Annotated in this window: 18 protein-coding genes, 1 tRNA gene and 1 riboswitch; of the genes, 10 read left to right on the top strand and 9 right to left on the bottom strand. The window is 71.0% G+C overall.

All coding sequences use genetic code 11. The features are described 5' to 3' along the window. The first annotated feature begins 6 nt into the window (after nucleotides 1–6). The gene (locus J3A75_RS06800; RefSeq protein WP_024831064.1) at nucleotides 7–1,266 is read left to right on the top strand and encodes an adenylate/guanylate cyclase domain-containing protein; all 1,260 of its coding nucleotides are present in this window, start codon (nucleotides 7–9) and stop codon (nucleotides 1,264–1,266) included. Between the two features lie 96 nt (nucleotides 1,267–1,362). Here the strand turns inward: J3A75_RS06800 and J3A75_RS06805 are convergent, their stop codons facing one another. Continuing rightward, entirely contained in the window at nucleotides 1,363–2,484 is a 1,122-nt protein-coding gene (locus J3A75_RS06805) for a glycosyltransferase (RefSeq protein ID WP_245364356.1), read from the bottom strand. 385 nt (nucleotides 2,485–2,869) lie between these two features. Next, nucleotides 2,870–3,385, bottom strand: coding sequence for a TIGR02281 family clan AA aspartic protease (locus tag J3A75_RS06810; protein WP_076729403.1), 516 nt, complete (start codon nucleotides 3,383–3,385; stop codon nucleotides 2,870–2,872). 233 nt (nucleotides 3,386–3,618) lie between these two features. Then, nucleotides 3,619–3,747, top strand: a riboswitch (TPP riboswitch). A gap of 70 nt (nucleotides 3,748–3,817) precedes the next feature. Here J3A75_RS06810 and thiO point away from each other — a divergent pair. From thiO to J3A75_RS06830, 4 genes are read left to right on the top strand one after another with little or no spacing between them, the layout of a single operon-like run. Continuing rightward, the gene (gene thiO, locus J3A75_RS06815) at nucleotides 3,818–5,035 is read left to right on the top strand and encodes a glycine oxidase ThiO (RefSeq protein WP_012317584.1); all 1,218 of its coding nucleotides are present in this window, start codon (nucleotides 3,818–3,820) and stop codon (nucleotides 5,033–5,035) included. Next, nucleotides 5,032–5,244 carry a sulfur carrier protein ThiS gene (thiS, locus tag J3A75_RS06820; protein ID WP_012317585.1) on the top strand — a complete coding sequence of 71 codons (213 nt, stop codon included), beginning with the start codon at nucleotides 5,032–5,034 and terminating at the stop codon, nucleotides 5,242–5,244. The genes thiO and thiS overlap by 4 nt, the downstream gene beginning before the upstream one ends. Nucleotides 5,245–5,246: 2 nt before the next feature. Beyond that, the gene (locus J3A75_RS06825; protein WP_012317586.1) at nucleotides 5,247–6,050 is read left to right on the top strand and encodes a thiazole synthase; all 804 of its coding nucleotides are present in this window, start codon (nucleotides 5,247–5,249) and stop codon (nucleotides 6,048–6,050) included. After that, on the top strand, nucleotides 6,047–6,676 hold the full coding sequence (locus J3A75_RS06830; protein ID WP_053620247.1) for a thiamine phosphate synthase: 630 nt from the start codon (nucleotides 6,047–6,049) through the stop codon (nucleotides 6,674–6,676). Before J3A75_RS06825 ends, J3A75_RS06830 begins: the two co-directional genes overlap by 4 nt. Before the next feature lie 136 nt (nucleotides 6,677–6,812). On the opposite strand, the gene J3A75_RS06835 is transcribed toward J3A75_RS06830, so the two are convergent. The 6 genes from J3A75_RS06835 to map all read right to left on the bottom strand — a co-directional run bounded on the left by J3A75_RS06835 (nucleotide 6,813) and on the right by map (nucleotide 12,588). Beyond that, nucleotides 6,813–7,565: a peptidase gene (locus tag J3A75_RS06835; protein WP_012317588.1), complete on the bottom strand. Its 753-nt coding sequence runs from the start codon at nucleotides 7,563–7,565 to the stop codon at nucleotides 6,813–6,815. Between the two features lie 44 nt (nucleotides 7,566–7,609). Next, entirely contained in the window at nucleotides 7,610–8,437 is an 828-nt protein-coding gene (locus tag J3A75_RS06840; RefSeq protein WP_012317589.1) for a transglutaminase N-terminal domain-containing protein, read from the bottom strand. A 21-nt stretch (nucleotides 8,438–8,458) separates the two neighbouring features. Continuing rightward, nucleotides 8,459–9,406 carry an alpha-E domain-containing protein gene (locus J3A75_RS06845; RefSeq protein ID WP_012317590.1) on the bottom strand — a complete coding sequence of 316 codons (948 nt, stop codon included), beginning with the start codon at nucleotides 9,404–9,406 and terminating at the stop codon, nucleotides 8,459–8,461. A gap of 65 nt (nucleotides 9,407–9,471) precedes the next feature. Beyond that, entirely contained in the window at nucleotides 9,472–10,911 is a 1,440-nt protein-coding gene (locus J3A75_RS06850; protein ID WP_024831059.1) for a circularly permuted type 2 ATP-grasp protein, read from the bottom strand. A gap of 96 nt (nucleotides 10,912–11,007) precedes the next feature. Beyond that, complete coding sequence (gene radC, locus J3A75_RS06855; protein WP_209649850.1) at nucleotides 11,008–11,754, bottom strand: RadC family protein; 747 nt, start codon at nucleotides 11,752–11,754, stop codon at nucleotides 11,008–11,010. A gap of 6 nt (nucleotides 11,755–11,760) precedes the next feature. Further along, nucleotides 11,761–12,588, bottom strand: coding sequence for a type I methionyl aminopeptidase (map, locus tag J3A75_RS06860; RefSeq protein WP_012317593.1), 828 nt, complete (start codon nucleotides 12,586–12,588; stop codon nucleotides 11,761–11,763). A 200-nt stretch (nucleotides 12,589–12,788) separates the two neighbouring features. On the opposite strand from map, the gene J3A75_RS06865 reads away from it, so the two are divergent. From J3A75_RS06865 to J3A75_RS06885, 5 genes are all read left to right on the top strand, one after another. Next, entirely contained in the window at nucleotides 12,789–13,046 is a 258-nt protein-coding gene (locus J3A75_RS06865) for a zinc-finger domain-containing protein (RefSeq protein ID WP_024831057.1), read from the top strand. Nucleotides 13,047–13,058: 12 nt separating this feature from the next. Further along, nucleotides 13,059–14,252 (top strand): FAD-dependent monooxygenase, encoded by a 1,194-nt coding sequence (locus J3A75_RS06870; RefSeq protein WP_029361405.1) that lies wholly within the window; start codon nucleotides 13,059–13,061, stop codon nucleotides 14,250–14,252. A gap of 33 nt (nucleotides 14,253–14,285) precedes the next feature. After that, a tRNA-Leu gene (locus tag J3A75_RS06875) sits at nucleotides 14,286–14,372 on the top strand. 43 nt (nucleotides 14,373–14,415) lie between these two features. Next, on the top strand, nucleotides 14,416–14,580 hold the full coding sequence (locus J3A75_RS06880; protein ID WP_012317596.1) for a hypothetical protein: 165 nt from the start codon (nucleotides 14,416–14,418) through the stop codon (nucleotides 14,578–14,580). Nucleotides 14,581–14,682: 102 nt separating this feature from the next. Next, on the top strand, nucleotides 14,683–14,931 hold the full coding sequence (locus J3A75_RS06885) for a hypothetical protein (RefSeq protein WP_053620244.1): 249 nt from the start codon (nucleotides 14,683–14,685) through the stop codon (nucleotides 14,929–14,931). Here J3A75_RS06885 and J3A75_RS06890 read toward each other — a convergent pair. Continuing rightward, complete coding sequence (locus tag J3A75_RS06890; RefSeq protein ID WP_012317598.1) at nucleotides 14,921–15,619, bottom strand: YoaK family protein; 699 nt, start codon at nucleotides 15,617–15,619, stop codon at nucleotides 14,921–14,923. The genes J3A75_RS06885 and J3A75_RS06890 overlap by 11 nt on opposite strands. Between the last annotated feature and the right edge of the window lie 99 nt (nucleotides 15,620–15,718).

Raw genomic sequence — 15,718 nt, forward strand, 5'->3', positions numbered from 1 at the left:
GGCGCCATGCTCGAACGCCGCCCGCCAACGCCCGGATCCCCGACGGCCTTCGCGGACGGCTCGGAGGCTGACGACGTGCCCTTCGGCGCGCTCCAGCCCTCCGTGGGCATCCGCGACTGGCTGCTCGGCGAGGGCGCGCGGATGCCCAACGCCGAGGAGATGCTGGCCGGGCTCGCCGAGCGCCTGATCGCGATCGGCGTGCCGGTGGACCGGGCCTCCACGGCCATCGACACCCTGCACTCGGAATATGCCGGCGTCGGCCGCATCTGGACCCGGGACGGCGGCACCACCGTGCGGCTGTTCCCGCACGGCGCCCGCTCGACGGACGCCTATCTTAACAGCCCGTTCCACACGGTCCACGAGACCGGCGAGTGGCTGATCCTCGACCTGTCGAAGACCCCGGACGACGCCTACGCGATCGTTCCGGACCTGAAAGCCGGCGGCTACACCCACTACGTGGTGGCGCCCCTGTTCTTCACGAACGGCACGCAGAACGGAATCACCTTCGCCACCCGCGCACCCGAAGGGTTCCGGGACGACGACATCGCGATCCTGCGCTTCGTCATGCCGGCGCTGGCGGCCGTGATGGAGATGCGCGTCCTCAACAAGCAGCTCGACCACGTGCTCCGGCTCTACGTCGGCGACGAGCCGCACCGGGCGATCCTGGCCGGGGACATCCGCCGCGGGCAGGTGACCCGGATCCGCTCGGCGATCCTGTTCGCCGACATGCGCGACTACACCCGCACCACCGCCGACATGACGCCCGAGGAGGCCGTGGGCCTGCTCAACGTGTTCTTCGACTGCCTCGTGCCGCCGATCGAGCGGGAGGGCGGCGAGGTCCTGAAGTATCTCGGCGACGGCCTGCTGGCGATCTTCCGGGAGTCCGGTGACGACCTCGGCGGCGCGGCCAAGGGCGCGCTCACCGCGGCGCAGCACGCCCTGGCGGCCCTCGATGAGGCGAACGCCCTGCACCAGTTCCCGGTGCCGGTGGCCGCGGGCATCGCGCTCCACCACGGCGAGGCCGCCTACGGCAATGTCGGGTCCGGCTCCCGCCTCGACTTCACGGTGATCGGGCGCGACGTGAATCTCGCGAGCCGCATCGCGCAGCTGAACCGCGCCCTCGGCGAGCCGCTGCTGATGTCGAAGCCGTTCGTGGACTTCCTCTGGGGCGACCCGATCCCGCTGGGCGAGCACCGGCTCAACGGCTTCGACGAGCCGATGGCGGTGTTCCGGCCGAAGTTCCTGCGCCCGCGCAGATCCAGCTGACCAGGTCTCCGATCGCGGTCCGGCCCGGTCCCGACGTCGCGCGGCGGCCGCCAACATCCGCTCGCGAGCCCGCAGCGTGCCTGTGCGCCGGCCGCCTCACCACGTCGGCACGAACGGCATCGCGTAGGGGGTGTGCCGGCATCCCCAGACCGGGTCGATCATCTTCGCCATCACGTCCCGTGCCAGGGCGCCGGCGCGTATGGCGACCTCCCTTGGGACCTGGGTCCGTTCGAGGATCTTCAAGCAGGCATGTCCGCAGGCGCTGTACTGGCCGAGATGGTACGCGTTGAGGGCGAACTCATCGAGTAAGCCGTACTCGTAGACCCACGGATTCAGGGAGATCCCCTCGCTCGGAAGCGCGAGCGCAAGGCCCGCCTCCGCGTATCGATACCCGTCCGCGAACCGCTTCCTGAGCCTGCAGAACCGACTGGCCCCGTGGCGCGCTTCCGCCCGCGCCGGACGGACGGAGGTCGCGCGCTCGTAGAGCTGCAGCACCCTGTCCTCCGGCTCATCGAGGCGCTCCGCGTTCACCGCGGCCATCAGCAGGTTGAAATAGATCTCCTCGTCCCATCCGCCGAGATCGGCGCGCTTCAGGAAGCATGCGAGGGCCTTCCGGTACTCGCCGGCGGCATCGTAGGTGGTCCCGAGGTACATCGTGTACCGGGCGATCATGAAGGGGTCTGTCTCGACCGCCAGCGCCTTCTCGAGGACGGCGATATCCCGCGCGTCCGCAGTCGTGTCGCGGTGCCGGGCGCCGTCGTCGCCCCGGCGCATCGCGAGGGGGAGGATCGGAGTCTCCGACACACCGGGGCAGCTGAGGAATTCGTGCAGGACGCCCCGGTAGCGCCAGTTCTCCCGGTTGCTGACGAGCTGGTTGCGCCAGTATCGCGTGTGCTCGTCGATGATCTCGAACCGATAGCCGGGCGCGCGCAGCTTCGGCATCGTGAAGTCCGCGGGGATGATCAGCTCATCGTCAGCGTCGATGATCAGGGTGTACTGCGCATGACGCCGCGCGAGTTTCAGGGCCTCGTTTCGATTGTAGGCGAAATCGACCCACGGTCGCTCGACCAGCGCCCCCGGAATGTCCGCGAGCGCCGCGCGGACGATATCCTGGGTTCCGTCCGTCGACCCGGTATCGACGATGACCCAGTGATCGATGAGCGGTCGAACAGAATCGAGGCACCGACGGATAACGTGGGCCTCGTCCTTCACGATCATGGACAAACAGATCGTCGATCCGCGATTTTTCATCCTGACTCTGCCCCACCGCGCGCTCAGAACTCGCATCCGCGGCCGTCGATGCATCTAGCACCGCCGACATGCATTGACAAAGCGATCGAGATTGTAGGTAAAGCTTCGATTAAACGGGTCAATCGTCGAAATAAGTGCGTGCCGGATACGGAATTATAGCGAACTACGGCTCATATATACATGATTCGAGATGATTCGATTTGGTGGAAGGGTGAGACCGGTGCCGGAAACTCCAACGGCTCAAAACGGAGTGCGCGGTCGACCGGCTCCCCTGATCGATCTCGGAAGGCAAGCCGGGCGGCCTTCCAGCCGTCCTGCCGCGGCCCGGAGATCTGCACGCATCGCGCGCGTTTCAGCCCCTGAGCGTCATCGTGCTGCCGGAGACGCCGAAATCGCGCAGGCGCCTCAGGAACGACATGCCCAACAGGCTGGTCGACAGGAGCCCGCGCGGGATCACGACCGCGTCGACGTCCCGCACCGTGATCGATCCGATCTGCACGATCGCGATCCGGATCGGCGCGACGCGGACCGTCCCGTTGGCGGTATTCCAGACGCGCGTGAAATCGGACGGTCCGACCTGGATCCCGATCCGCGCGGCGTCCTCCTCCGAGAACGCGCAGGCGCTCGCCCCCGTATCCACCATCATCGGTAGCGAACGGCCGTCCACGAGGGCGTTGACGAAGAAGTGGCCGTTGCGGCCGGCCTGGAGGGCTACGCCGGCGACGGCAGCGCCCGCGAGATCCGGTTCCGGCGCCGGCGCCGGCGCGATGGCGAGTGCTACCGGCACCGACCGCGCGCCGTCACGCAGCTTCAGAAGTGCCGTGACACCGAGGAAGCCGAGCATGCAGATCAAGAGGATTGTACGCACGCGAATTCGCCCGTGACGTGGAGTGGCGGCGATCCGCGGAGTTCCCGGATCCCGGCGATGAGATGCCAGACCCGTGAAGGGATGGTGCGCGATCGCGAGCAGGGCCGCGACCGGCGGACGGATTCCGCTCCGCTTGGTGTCCAGTCCGTCACCGCGATCGGCCGATTGTCGCGGGAGAGCCGTCCTGGACGCGGCGCGGGGTTGACCGGCACCGGCCGGGAGGCCACATCTGCATCTGTTCCAGGGAGATCCCCGGCAAGGGGCTGAGAAACCGCTGGCACGTCCGTCAGGACCTGCGGCGCGGAAATCCTTCGAACCTGATCCGGCTCATACCGGCGTAGGGATTGGACCGCGGCCGCCCGAAAGGCAGGCCACAGCTTCTCACAGAAGCAGACGGCCCGGTCCCCGCGACGGCAATTCGCGGAGACGCCCGTGCCCCTCGACCGCCCCGCCTCACCGATCGGCCGCCGCCGCAGCCCCGACGGCGGTGTCGCGCCCGAAACCCTTCCGGCGCGGACCGACGTCGCCGTGGTCGGCGCCGGGCTGATCGGGCTGTCGATCGCGTGGCGCCTCGCCCAGGCCGGCAGCGCCGTGACAGTGCTGGAGCGGGACACGATCGGGGCGGGCGCGAGCCTCGCGGCCACAGGCATGCTGGCCCCGGCGGCCGAGCACGAGCCGGGCTCGGACCCGCTGCTCCCGCTCGCCCTGGACTCGCTCCGGCTCTGGCCCGAGTTCCGCGACGCCCTGGAGGCGGAGTCCGGCCGCGCGATCGACTACCGGGCCGACGGCACCCTGGTGCTGGCGGTCGGCCGCGACGAGGTCGAACGGCTGCGCTTCCGCTACGACCTGCAGCGCCGCTCGGGGCTCGAGGCGACCTGGCTGCCGGGCAGCGAGGTGCGGCGCCTCGAGCCGGGCCTGCGCCCCTCCGTCACTGCCGGCATCCACTGCCCGCTCGACCATCAGGTCGACCCCCGTCTGGTGATGGACGCCCTCACCGAAGCCTGCCGCCGGGCCGGCGTGATCCTGGTGGAGCGGACCCCCGTCACCGCCCTGGACTGGTCGGGCGGCCGCGTGACCGGGATCCGCGCCGGCGACCGCGTCGTCGCGGCGGAGACCGTCATCCTCGCCTCCGGCGCCTGGAGCGGGGAGGGCGGCCTGCTGCCCGACGCGCTCGCCCTGCCGGTCCGCCCGCTGAAGGGCCAGTCCCTGGCCCTGCGCACGACCGCCCGCACCGGTACCCTGGCGCGGATGGTCTGGACCGAGCAGGTCCACATGGCGCCGAAGAGCGACGGCCAACTCATCGTGGGCGCGACGGTCGAGGATTGCGGCTTCCGGCCCGGCGTCACCGCGGGCGGCCTCTACGCCCTGCTCGAGGGTGCCCGCCGGGTGCTGCCCGGCATCGAGGAGATGGAGGTGGAGGCGGTGTGGAGCGGCTACCGTCCGACCTCCGACGACGACGCGCCGATCCTGGACGCGATCGCCCCGGGCCTCGTCGCCGCCACCGGGCATCACCGCAACGGCTACCTGCTCGCCCCGGTCACCGCCGACGCGGTCGCCGCGCTGGTGCTGCGCGGCGCGCTGCCGGCGGTGGCGCGTCCCTTCACCCGCGCGCGCTTCGGCCAGCCGGAAGCGCTGAGGGCCTCGGCATGAAACTGCTCGTCAACGGTGAGCCGCGCGAGTGCGCGGTCGAGACGGTGGACGCCCTGTTCCGCCTCGAGGCGGAAGAGAGCGGCATCGAGAGCCCGCAGGGCGTCGCCATCGCGCTGAACGGCCGGGTTCTGCGCCGCCGGGACTGGGTCGAGACCCCGGTCTCGGAGGGCGACCGCGTCGAGATCGTCCGCGCCATGCAGGGAGGTTGAGCATGGACCAGAGTCACACGCCACCGCGCCCCGAGGGCGGGGACGACAGCCTGACCATCGCCGGGGTGACGCTGTCGTCCCGGCTGTTCATCGGCACCGCCGGCTACCCGACGCAGGCGATCATGCGCGACGCCGTCGCGGCGAGCGGCGCCGACGTGGTCACGGCCTCGATCCGACGGGTCTCGCTCCAGGGCCACGGCTCGGACACGGTCAAGATCCTGAAGGGCAAGCGCTTCCTGCCGAACACGGCCGGCTGCGAGACCGCCCGGGACGCGATCATGACCGCCGAACTCGCCCGCGAGGCGCTCGACACCAACTGGATCAAGGTCGAGGTGATCGGCGACCGCGAGACGCTCTACCCGGACGTGATGGAGCTGATCGAGGCCTGCCGCCATCTCGTGGACGACGGCTTCGTGGTGCTGCCCTACTGCAACGACGACCCGATCGTGTGCCAGCGCCTGGAGGATGTCGGCTGCGCCGCCGTGATGCCCATGGGCTCGCTGATCGGCTCCGGGATGGGTGTCGCCAACCCGGCCAACCTCGAGCTGATCTGCCGCCGGGCGACGGTGCCGGTGGTGGTCGATGCCGGCATCGGCACCGCCTCGGACGCGGTGATCGCCATGGAGCTCGGCGCCTCCGCCTGCCTGATCAACACCGCCGTCGCCAAAGCCGACGATCCGGTGCGGATGGCCCGCGCCATGGGCCGGGCCGTGGAGGCCGGGCGCGACGCGCACCGCGCCGGGCGGATCCCCCGCCGCGGCCGGGCGGAGCCGTCGAGCCCGCAGCTGGGCCTCGTCGGCTCGTGAGGGCGCTGCCGTCGCCGCTGCTCACGGTGACGGATCGGCACGGGCATCCGCGGCCCCTCGCCGAGACCGTGCAGGCGGTCCTCGACGGCGGCGGGCGCTGGATCTGGTTCCGCGACAAGGACCTGGAGCCGGAAGCGCGTCGGCGCCTCGGCGCGGGCGTCGCCGCGCGCGTGCGGGCCCTGGGGGGCTTCCTGACGGTCGGCGGCGACGTCGCGCTGGCGCGGGCGCTGGAGGCCGACGGCGCGCATCTCGGCGGCGGCGCGGGGCCGGAGGCGATCGCCGCGGCGCGGTCGGCGCTCGGTCCGAGCGCGCTGATCGGCGTCTCGGTCCACGCGCCGCGCGAGGCCGCGGCCGCCGCGCAGGCCGGGGCCGATTACGTCACCCTCAGCCCGATCTACGCGACCGCGAGCAAACCCGGCTACGGGCCGGCGCTGGGTCTCGAGGGACTCACGGATAGCCTCGGCGCCGGCCTGCCCGTGGTGGCGCTCGGCGGTCTCGGTCCCGGGGCGGTCGGGCCCTGTCGCGCGGCCGGGGCGGCGGGTTTCGCTATCATGGGCGGCCTGATGCGAGCCGCGGATCCCATCGAAGCGACCCGGGCGCTCTTGAAGGCGTGGGGCGCCACGTAGATCTCCGCCGCCCCGTGAAAGTCAGCCGCCGGCTCTGCGAGCACAGCGAAGCCATCCGGGGACGCGCGACGTCCGGGGATGCCGCGCGGCCCTCGATCGCCCGCGCCGCGCTAGGACGGCCGATGCCGGGGCAGCACTAGGAGCTGGTAGGCCCGTAGGGCGGCCGCGGGATCGCCCGGTGCGCTGCGCGGAGCGCCGCCGACCAGCGCTCGCGCAGATCGTGGAAATAGCCCTCGCCGGCCTCGATCCGGTGATTCACCTCGAGCGTCAGCGCGTTCCGGCGGGCGACCGCGATGTCGATCGGCAGGCCAACACCGAGGTTCGACCGCATGGTCGAGTCCATCGAGACGAGGCTCACCTTGAGGGCGTCGTAGAGGTCGGTCGTGTACTTCACCGCCCGGTCGAGGATCGGCTTGCCGTACTTGTGCTCACCGATCTGGAGGAACGGCGCGTCAGTGCTGCACTCGATGAAGTTGCCCGCCGAGTAGATCAGGTACAGCCGCATCTCGCCGTCCCCGATCTGGCCGCCGAACAGCAGCGAGATCGAGAAGCGGATGTTGGCCGCCTCGAACCCGTCCTTCTCGATGGCGCGCACCCGCCGGATGGCGCGGCCGATCAGCTGTGCCGCCTGGAACATGGTCGGCGCCTCGACGAGTTTCTGCAGCGGCTCGCCCTCCTCCTCGCCGGGGACACCCTCCTGGAGCAAGCTGAGGACCGACTGGGTGATCGAGAGGTTGCCCGCGGAGGCGAGCATCATCACCCGCTCGCCGGGAACGTTGAAATGGTGGAGCTTGCGGTAGGTCGAGATATCGTCGAGCCCCGCATTGGTGCGGGTATCAGCGACCATGACCAACCCTTCCTCCACCAGGACACCGACGCAGTAGGTCATCGTCTTCGGGCTCTCGTGCGGTCGGCGGACCGGTGTCGGAACGATCAGGATTGAGCGGCGGCCCTGCCTTGCTCGACCCGCAGCTTCACGTCCAGTGTCTCGGTGCCACCGCCGGTGCGGCTGCCGCGAATCGGCGCGGCCCCGAGGTAGTCCAGGCCGGTGGCGACGCGGATGTAATTGTCCGCCGGGCTCACGTCGTAGCACGGGTCGAACGCCACCCAACCGAGATCCGGCACCAGGGCCTCGACCCACCCGTGGGGCGCCTCGACATCCGCCTGCCCGTCGTCCCGGGCCCGGTAGCCGGCGACGTAGCGGGCCGGGACGCCGATGTGACGCGCGGCGGCGATGAAGACGTGCGCGAGGTCCTGACAGACGCCGCTTCCGGCCGCGAACGCCTTGGCGGCCGGCACCGCGTTGCTCGCAGGTCCGGCCTCGTAGGCCACCGCGCCGTGGACTGCCCCCATCAGCCGGTGGAGCAAGCCGAGGACGGCGCCGTCGCCCTCGGCGGCAACGCGCTCCGCGAAGGCGTGCAGCTCCGGGCTGGCGGCACACAGGTCCGTGTCGCGGAGGTAGAACTCGTCCGGCAGGCGCTCCACCGTTCCGCGGACGACGCCGTGCGTGTCGTCGGTATCGACCTCGCCGGTGACCCGGATGGTCAGGGCGTCGGCCGGCTCGTCCGGGGTGAACCAGTGGACGACGTTGCCGAACCCGTCCTCGCGGGCAGTCAGCCGCCCGTCGACAGTGGTATCGATCCGCCACCCGCGGACGTACTGCCCGTCATGATCCCGCGGCGTCAGCCGCAGGACCTGCACGAGCCCGCGGGCCGGCTGCTCGTAGGTGTAGATGGTCTCGTGAACCACGCGGATGCGCATGCGCCGTCCCGTCCGTCTCGTTCAGCCGACCAGATACTGCTTGGCGATCGCCTCGCCCACCCTGTTGTTCTCGGCGATGAACGCCTCGACGAACTCGTGCAGCCCCGTGGCGAAGACCCGGTCGATGTCCTCGCCCTCCAGCTTCGCCAGCATGTTGCCCGCGAGGCGCTGGCTCGGTCCCCGGCGGCCGTAGGCGTCGGCGATCAGGTCGAGATACTCGACGATCACGCCGTAGCAGTTCGCGAAGGAGCGCGGCATCTGCTTGTTGAGCATCAGGAGGTCGGCCACCAGCAGCGGCTTGATGCTCTCCCGGTAGACCCAGTGGTAGGCGTTGAAGGCCGACACTTCGCGCAGGATCGTGGTCCACTGGAAGTAGTCGAGGCTGCCGCCCACCGTCTCGTCGTGCGGCAGCAGGATCTGGTACTTGACGTCGAGGATCCGGGCAGTGTTGTCGGCCCGCTCGATCGCCGTGCCGAGCCGCGTGAACCAGAAGGCGTCGTTGCGCAGCATCGTCCGGAAGGCCGAGCCGTCGAAGGTGAGCGAGACCGTCTTCACCCAGTCGAGGAAGCGGCCGAACTCGTCGCGGTTGAGGTCCTTGCCGGAATAGTTGCGCAGCTCCAGCCACGCGCCGTTGATCGCGTCCCACATCTCGGTGGTCAGCGCGGTGCGCACCGAGCGGGCATTCTCGCGGGCCGCCTCGATGCAGGAGCGGATCGAGGACGGGTTATGCGGGCTGAAGGCCAGGAAGTCGCAGACCGTGTCGGCGTTGACCGCGCTGTAGTGCGTCTTGAACGCGTCGGGGTCGCCGGCCGAGGCGAGGGCCGATTCCCACTCGTTGCTCCCGCCGCCGCCGTAGCTCGTCGGCAGCGACGCGAAGCGGTGCGCCGCGTCGAGGATGCGGGCGACGAAATCGGCGCGCTCGACGTAGCGCGAGAGCCAGAAGAGGTTGTCGGCAGTCCTGGAGAGCATCGGTCTTCAGCCAAGTCGTGCGGACCACAATGTCCGCGCCTCGGAACGTCGGGACGGCCTGGACCTCAGGCGTCGAGCACCCAGGTGTCCTTCGTGCCACCGCCCTGGCTGGAATTGACCACCAGGGAACCTTCCTTCAGCGCCACCCGGGTCAGGCCGCCCGGGACGATGCGGATCTTGTCGGCCCCGCACAGCACGAAGGGCCTCAGGTCGACGTGGCGGGGCGCGACGCCCGAGGCCACGAAGGTCGGGCAGGTGGAGAGCGACAGGGTCGGCTGGGCGATGAACCCGTCCGGGGCGTGCTTGAGCTTCTTGGCGAAGTCGTCGAGCTCGCGCTTGCTGGCGTGCGGCCCGACCAGCATCCCGTAGCCGCCCGAGCCGTTGACCTCCTTCACCACCAGGTCGGACAGGTTGTCCATCACGTACGCGAAGGCGTCCTTCTCGCGGCAGCGGTAGGTCGGCACGTTGTGCAGGATCGGCTCCTCGCCGGTGAAGAACTTCACGATCTCGGGCATGTAGCTGTAGACCGCCTTATCGTCCGAGATGCCGGTCCCGACCGCGTTGGCGAGGGTCACCGAGCCGCGCTCGTAGGCGTTCATCAGCCCCGGCACGCCGAGGACCGAATCCGGGCGGAAGACCAGCGGGTCGAGGAAGTCGTCGTCGAGGCGGCGGTAGATCACGTCGACCTTCCGCGGCCCCTCGGTGGTGCGCATGTAGACGACGTCGTCCTTGGTGAAGAGGTCGGACGCCTCCACCAGCTCGACGCCGAGCTTGTCGGCCAGGAACGAGTGCTCGTAGAACGCGGAATTGTAGCGCCCGGGGGTCAGGAGCACGACGGTCGGGTCGCGGGTCGCCGAGCCCGGCGCGAGGCTGCGCAGCGTGGCGAGCAGGGCGTCCGGGTAGTTCTCCACCGGCGCGACCCGGTGCTTCGAGAACAGGTCCGGGAACAGGCGCAGCATCACCTCCCGGTTCTCCAGCATGTAGGAGACTCCCGAGGGGATGCGGGCGTTGTCCTCCAGCACGAAGAAGTCGTTCTCGCCGGTCCGGACGATGTCGATGCCCGCGATGTGGACGTAGAGGTCGTGCGGCACGCGGAAGGACCGCATCTCCATGCGGTAATGGGCGTTGCGGTAGACGAGGTCGGCCGGGATGATGCCGGCCTTGATGCATTCCTGGGCGCCGTAGATGTCCTTCAGGAACAGGTTGATGGCCGTGACCCGCTGCGTCAGCCCGCGCTCCAGGAAAGCCCATTCCGGCTTGGTGATCACCCGGGGGATGATGTCGAACGGGATCAGCCGCTCGGTCGATTCGTTGTCGCCGTAGACCGCGAAGGTGATGCCGATCCGGCGGAACAGCAGCTCGGCCTGGCTGCGGCGGGTGTTGAAGTGCTCCGGCGGCGTCGAGTCCAGCCACGCCTTGAGCTGGCCGTAGGCGTCGCGAACGGCGGCCGGATCGGCGGCGCCGGTGCCGAGTCCGTTCATCTCGTCGAAGGCCGTCACCGCCATCTCGCTCCTCCCGTACGCTCCCGCTCTTGAGGCAAGAGGCGCGCCACCCGTTCATGGCTATATCCGCGGGCGATAACGCTCAAGGCGGCCGGAGGATCAGATCAGCTTGAGGCCTTTCAGGCTGGCGTGACCGTTTCGGCCGAGGATCACGTGGTCGTGGACGACGATCTTGAGCGGCGCCAGGACCGCCACGATCTCGCGGGTCATCGCCACGTCGGCCGCGGAGGGGGCCGGGTCGCCGGACGGGTGGTTGTGGGCCAGGATGATGGCCGTGGCCGACAGTTCGAGCGCCCGGCGGGCGACTTCGCGCGGATAGACAGGCGTGTGGTCGACGGTGCCGCGTCCCTGCACCTCGTCGGCGATGAGGTGGTTGCGCTTGTCGAGGAACAGGACGCGAAACTCCTCGCGCGGGGCGAACGCCATGGTGGCGCGCAGGTACTCGTGCAGCGCGCTCCACGAGCCCAGGAGCGCGCGCTCCCGGATCGCGCCCCGGGCGAGCCGCCGCGCCGCGGCCTCGATCACCTTGAGGTCGGACGCGACCCCGGCGCTCACGCCCTCCACTTCCATCAGCCGCGCCGGCTCGGCGCTGACTACCTCGGCGAAGCTGCCGAACCGGGCAACCAGCGCCTTGGCGAGGGGCTTGACGTCCCGCCGGGGTATCGCCCGGAACAGGACCAGCTCCAGCAGCTCGTAATCGGGCAGCGCGTCGGCCCCCGCCGTCGCGAACTTCTCCCGCAGGCGGTCGCGATGGCCGTGGTAGTGCGGCGCCTCCTTCTCGACCGGGGTCGGGGCGGCGCTGTCGGCGAACAGCCCCGCCTCACCGTCGTCCGGCCGCGGCGACACGGCCGGTCAGGCGGCCGGGTTGACGGGCTGATGCAGCCCCTTCGGCGAGATCGTGAAAATCTCGACGCCGGTCTCGGTGACGCCGACGGTGTGCTCGAACTGGGCGGAGAGCGAGCGGTCGCGGGTCACGGCGGTCCAGCCGTCGCCCAGGACCTTCACGGCGGGCCGGCCGAGATTGATCATCGGCTCGATCGTGAAGAACTGTCCGGGCTTGAACGGCACGTCGTAGCTGGCCTCGACGTAGTGCAGGATCGTGGGCGCGTCGTGATAGGTGCGCCCGAGTCCGTGGCCGCAGAAGTCGCGCACCACCGAGCAGCGCTCGCCCTCGGCGTAGGACTGGATCGCCCGGCCGATATCGTTGGTCGAGCCGCCGGGCTTCACGGCGGCGACGCCGCGCATCAGCGCCTCGTAGGTGATCTCGCACAGGCGCTGGGCCTTGCGGGGCACCTCGCCGACATAGGCCATCCGGCTCGAATCGCCGTGCCAGCCGTCGAGGATCAGGCAGATGTCGAGGTTGACGATGTCGCCCTCGCGCAGCGGCTTGTCGTTGGGGATGCCGTGGCAGACCACGTGGTTGATCGAGGTGCAGATCGACTTCGGGTAGCCGCGGTAGAGGAGCGAGGCCGGATAGGCGCCGTGATCCATCGCGAAGGTGTAGGCGAGCTTGTCGAGTTCCTCGGTGGTGACGCCGGGCTGCGTCGCCTCCATCAGCAGGTCGAGGGCCTCGGCGGTGAGCCGCCCCGCGCGGCGCATGCCCTCGAATCCCTCGGGACCGTGGATCGGCGGTTCCGGGGCGCGGCGCGCACCCTGCGCACTGGCCTGTTCCTGCTGCATGATCGGGACTTTTTTCGCGGCGGCGTCAATCGGGCTCCGCCTTATGTACGGCGCGGGGCGCGGGAGTCCAAGCCGCATCGGTCACCGGTCGGGCGAGGCTTGCGCCGGTCGCGGGGCTGGCGGCATAAGCGGCCGCGAGACGCCCGGGTGCGCGCAGGCAGATTCGCCGCGCGGTCGGTCGCGGGGCAGGCGAGGGCCGGATGGCAGGCAAGGCGGTACCGCACTTCCACAACGAGCCGGGCGTGCCGGTGATCACCGTGGGCGTGAAGGAGTTCATGTGCATCGGCGCGCTGCCGCCGTTCGACCACCCGCACGTGTTCCTCGACATGGGCGCCGACAGCGAGATCATCTGCCAGTACTGCTCGACGCTCTACCGGTACAGGGCCGGCCTGAAGGCCGATCAGGCGGAGCCGCAGGCCTGCGTGTGGCGGGACGACGCCAAGGTCGCGGCGGAGTAGGCGCCGCCGACCGTGCCCTCTGGCAGTCCATCTCTGCGGATCGGGATCGTCGGGGCCGGGATCGGCGGCCTGACGGCGGCGCTGGCTCTGTCGGATGCCGGCCACGCCGTCACGGTGATCGAGCGCCGGACCGGCTTCAGCGAGGTCGGGGCCGGGATCCAGATCTCGCCCAACGCGAGCCGGATCCTGGCCGGGCTCGGGCTCTCGGCGGCCCTGCGTCGGGCGGCGAGCGAGCCGCCCGCCGTCGAGGTGCGCGCCCTCGACAGCGGCCGCCGCATCGGCGGCGTGGCGCTCGGCGCGCAGGCGCTGAGCCGGTTCGGCGCGCCCTACTACGTGATCCACCGCGCCGACCTGCAGACGCTGCTGCTCGACGCGCTCCGGAGTCGCTCGACGATCCGCCTGCTGATGGGCCGCACCGTCACGGCCGTGTCCCGAACGGCCTCGGAGGCCGTCCTCACCGTCGAGGGCGCGAGCGGGGCCCAGCCGGCCGCCTTCGACCTCGTGGTCGGCGCGGACGGGCTGCGGTCGCGCCTGCGCGCGCATCTCGATCCGGCCCCGCTCCGGCCCGGACAGGCCGCGGCGTGGCGGGCGCTGATCCCCATGGAGGCGGCCCCGCAGGCGCTGCGCGGTGCCGCCACCGGCCTGTGGCTCGGCCGCGGCCGGCACGTGGTGCATTACCCGGTGCGGGACGGGCAGTTCCTCAACGTGGTGGCGGTCGTGCCCGAAGCGGTGGGCGACGAGGGCTGGGGGCGGCTCGGCGAACCGGCCGTGCTGCGCGGGCATCTGCGCGGCTGCGCCGCGCCGCTGCGCGACCTCCTGAGCCTGCCGGATTCCTGGCTGGTCTGGTCGCTCGCCGACCGGGCCGTGGCGCGCCCGCTCGCCCGCGACCGGCTCGCGCTGATCGGCGATGCCGCCCACCCGGTGCTGCCCTACCTCGCGCAGGGCGCGGCCCTGGCGATCGAGGACGCCGCGGTCCTGACCCGTGCCCTCGCGGACCACGCCGACGTGCCGGCCGCGCTCGCGGCGTTCTCGGGCGCGCGGACCGCCCGGGTGCGGCGGGTCCAGAAGGCGGCGCGGAGCAACGGCCGGACTTACCACGCCGGCGGCGTGGTGGCGTTCGTGCGCAACGCCGTGATGGCCCGCCTCGGCCCGGACGGCATGCGGGACCGCTACGCGTGGCTGTACGGCTGGACGCCCCCCGCTTGATCGGACCCGCCGCCCCCGCTACCGAGGGCGCATGCGGACGTGGCGGAACCGGTAGACGCACGAGACTTAAAATCTTGCGGCCGCAAGGCCGTGCGGGTTCGAGTCCCGCCGTCCGCACCAGCACGCATCGCGACGCCGGACCGGGGCTCCGGAGGGGAATGGCGTGGTCTACGTGCTCATCATCATGCTGGCCGGCTCGGGCTCGGCGATCGGGTCCGTGGAGTTCAACACCCGGCAGGCCTGCGAGGCCGCCGCGAAGCAGATCGCGGACGCCGAACGGCCCTATGGCGGCGCCTCCCCGGTCACCGTGTGCGCGCCGAAGGGGTGAGCGCCGGGCGGTCCGGAATGCGCGGGATCGGTCGCATTCGAGCGATCGCCGAAACCGGCTCTTCGCGCCTCCCTGCCAGGGTCAGGCCCGGGAGATTCCGGCATGATCGACGCCCTTCAGACCGCCGCGACCGGCATGACCCGGGCCACCGATCGGCTCGGGACGGCCGCCGAGACCATCGCGGCGAGCGGCGCGCCCGTCGGCGACGCGGGCCTGCCGCCGGCCGCGCAGGTGGACCTGTCGGGGGCCGCGCTGGACCTGATCGGGTCGCAGTCGGCCTTCGCGCTGAACGCCGCGGTGGCGCGCTCCGCCGACCGCATGATGGGTCAGCTCCTCGACGTCACCGCCTGAGGGCGGGGAGGGCGAGACCGGCCAGGATCGCGGCCGCCGCGAAGAGCAGCGTCACGCCGACGAGGCGGTAGGCGACGACCCCCACCACGCCGCCCGCCAGGAAGGCGCCCACGGTCGAGAGGTACAGCCGCAGCCGCACCGGATCGTGGGCCTTCAGCGGGTCGGCGCCCGGCGCGCCGCGATCGAGCCAGCGCGCGAGCTCGATGCCGATATCGGTGATCATGCCGGTCACGTGCGTGGTCCGGACCCGCGACTCGGAGATCTTGGTCACGGCCGCGTTCTGGAGACCAAGAACGAAGCTCAGGCCGAGCACGAGGGCGTGGCTCCGTGCCGGCTCGTGGAGCGGCAGCACGAGCAGGCCGACGGCGACGAGGAGGATCGCCTCCGCGCAGACTCCGTAGGCGTAGGCGCCCGGACGGCGCCCGCGGCGGCGGCGGCGGATCAGCAGCGTCGCGGTGGCGGCGCCGAGGACGAACAGGATGACGAGCAGGCCCGCCTGCAGGGCCAGCAGCAGGTCGCCCGTGCCGGTCCGGTCGGAGATGGCCGAGACGTTCCCGGTCATGTTCGAGGCGTAGAGGCCCACCGCGTAGAAGCCGGCGGTGTTCAACGCGCCGGCCACCCCGGCGAGGGAGAGGGCGAGCGCCCTGTCGGCCTCCGGGGTGCGCGTCTCGCCTTCGTGGACCAGCATGGACCCGTCGATGACCCGTCGGTGGGTGCGGACCGCCGGATTCGGCCGGCGCCGCCACCGTCTTAAGCCACGCGCCCGGGCCCCGTCACGGCGCCCGGC

It is taken from the genome of Methylobacterium sp. PvP105, from assembly GCF_017876975.1.
GTDB lineage: Bacteria > Pseudomonadota > Alphaproteobacteria > Rhizobiales > Beijerinckiaceae > Methylobacterium > Methylobacterium radiotolerans.

Excerpts from the sequence above, each read along its gene's own strand:
- J3A75_RS06800 (WP_024831064.1), top strand. The coding sequence starts at position 7 with ATGCTCGAACGCCGCCCGCCAACGCCCGGATCCCCGACGGCCTTCGCG.
- J3A75_RS06805 (WP_245364356.1), bottom strand. The coding sequence starts at position 2,484 with ATGATCGTGAAGGACGAGGCCCACGTTATCCGTCGGTGCCTCGATTCT.
- thiS (WP_012317585.1), top strand. The coding sequence starts at position 5,032 with ATGAAACTGCTCGTCAACGGTGAGCCGCGCGAGTGCGCGGTCGAGACG.
- J3A75_RS06825 (WP_012317586.1), top strand. The coding sequence starts at position 5,247 with ATGGACCAGAGTCACACGCCACCGCGCCCCGAGGGCGGGGACGACAGC.
- J3A75_RS06835 (WP_012317588.1), bottom strand. The coding sequence starts at position 7,565 with ATGACCTACTGCGTCGGTGTCCTGGTGGAGGAAGGGTTGGTCATGGTC.
- J3A75_RS06840 (WP_012317589.1), bottom strand. The coding sequence starts at position 8,437 with ATGCGCATCCGCGTGGTTCACGAGACCATCTACACCTACGAGCAGCCG.
- J3A75_RS06845 (WP_012317590.1), bottom strand. The coding sequence starts at position 9,406 with ATGCTCTCCAGGACTGCCGACAACCTCTTCTGGCTCTCGCGCTACGTC.
- J3A75_RS06850 (WP_024831059.1), bottom strand. The coding sequence starts at position 10,911 with ATGGCGGTGACGGCCTTCGACGAGATGAACGGACTCGGCACCGGCGCC.
- map (WP_012317593.1), bottom strand. The coding sequence starts at position 12,588 with ATGCAGCAGGAACAGGCCAGTGCGCAGGGTGCGCGCCGCGCCCCGGAA.
- J3A75_RS06865 (WP_024831057.1), top strand. The coding sequence starts at position 12,789 with ATGGCAGGCAAGGCGGTACCGCACTTCCACAACGAGCCGGGCGTGCCG.
- J3A75_RS06885 (WP_053620244.1), top strand. The coding sequence starts at position 14,683 with ATGATCGACGCCCTTCAGACCGCCGCGACCGGCATGACCCGGGCCACC.
- J3A75_RS06890 (WP_012317598.1), bottom strand. The coding sequence starts at position 15,619 with ATGCTGGTCCACGAAGGCGAGACGCGCACCCCGGAGGCCGACAGGGCG.